The sequence below is a fragment of the Polaromonas sp. P1_E1_2 genome (assembly GCF_056406035.1).
Map to the genome: position 1 here is coordinate 1 of NZ_JBFUAZ010000851.1, position 1,347 is coordinate 1,347.

At 63.8% G+C, this 1,347-nt stretch carries 1 protein-coding gene; it reads left to right on the top strand.

Translation table 11 applies throughout. The features are described from left to right. Positions 1–43: 43 nt before the first annotated feature. Positions 44–1,347 (top strand): TonB-dependent siderophore receptor (locus AC1D1P_RS23495; protein WP_477674664.1); only part of this gene is annotated, 1,304 nt, incomplete at its 3' end.

A 1,347-nucleotide genomic window follows, 5' to 3' on the forward strand; every position in this document is an offset into this window, starting at 1 on the left:
GGTTTACTCCCAGGGGGCCGCCAGCACGCGCGCCGCCACCCCCATGCAGATCAGCCTCGCGGCGCAGCCACTGGCCCAGGCGCTCAACAACCTGGCGCAGCAGGCCGGGCTGGAGTTGATGGTCCAGCCCGCTCTGGTGGCTGGCAAGACGGCGCCCGCGGTATCCGGCCGGTTGACGCCGCAGCAGGCGCTGGACAGGTTGCTGGCCGACAGTGGCCTGGCGGCGACCATCGACGGCAATGTGTTTGTGGTCAAGCCTGTTTCAACGTCATCGGGCGCGGCAACATTGCCGCTGGTGACCGTGATGGCCGGCGCGGAGCAGGAAACGGCCACCAGCGGCGGCAATGGCTACGTCGCCAAGCGCAGTACCTCGGGCTCCAAGACTGACACGCCCATCATCGAGACGCCGCAGTCGATCTCGGTGGTGACCAAGCAGCAGCTGGAAGACCAGAAACCGCGCAGCGTTTCCGAGGCCTTGAATTACTCGCCCGGCGCCTTCACAGGGCTGGTGGGCGCGTCCAACCGCTACGACTACGTGGCGCTGCGCGGCTTCAAAGACAGCAGCGTAGACAGCACCCTGCTTGACGGGCTGCGCATGTTGAGCGACCAGGGCAGCTACACCTCGATGCAGGTGGATCCTTACTTCCTGGAGCGCATTGACGTGGTGCGGGGCCCTGCGTCTGTGCTGTACGGACGCGCGTCGCCGGGCGGCCTGGTGGCGCTGACCAGCATGACACCGCAGTACCAGCCTTACCGGGAAGTACAAGTCACCACCGGCAACCGGAACCGCCGGGAAGCGGCTGTCGATCTTTCGGGGCCCATCGACAAAGACGGTGTGATGGCCTTTCGCCTGACGGCACTGACGCGCTCGCTCGACTCACAGTTCAGCACAGTCAAGGAAGAGCGCCAGGCGATTGCTGCATCCCTGGCGATCAATCCGTCAAACGACACGCGCCTGTTGCTGCAGGCTTATCTCCAGGATGACCCGGAGGGCAGCTATCACAGCGGGGTTCCGGCGGACGCCAGTCTCAATGCCAATCACAACGGCCGCCTGATTTCGCGGTATTTCTTCGATGGAGATTCCAGTGTCGAGAAATACCAGCGCAAGCAACGCTTCCTCGGCTATCAGTTCGAGCATGCCTTTAACGATGCGTGGAAGTTCCGGCAGAACTTTCGCCACGTGACGGCGAATACCACGCTGCGCCAGATCTACGGTTATGGCTGGGCCGGCGCCAACGAGTTGACCCGCTACTATTCCGGCGCCACGGAGTCGACACGCGGCAACACGGTCGACAACCAGCTCGAAGGCCACTTCGAGACGGGAGCGCTCAAGCACACCCTGCTGAC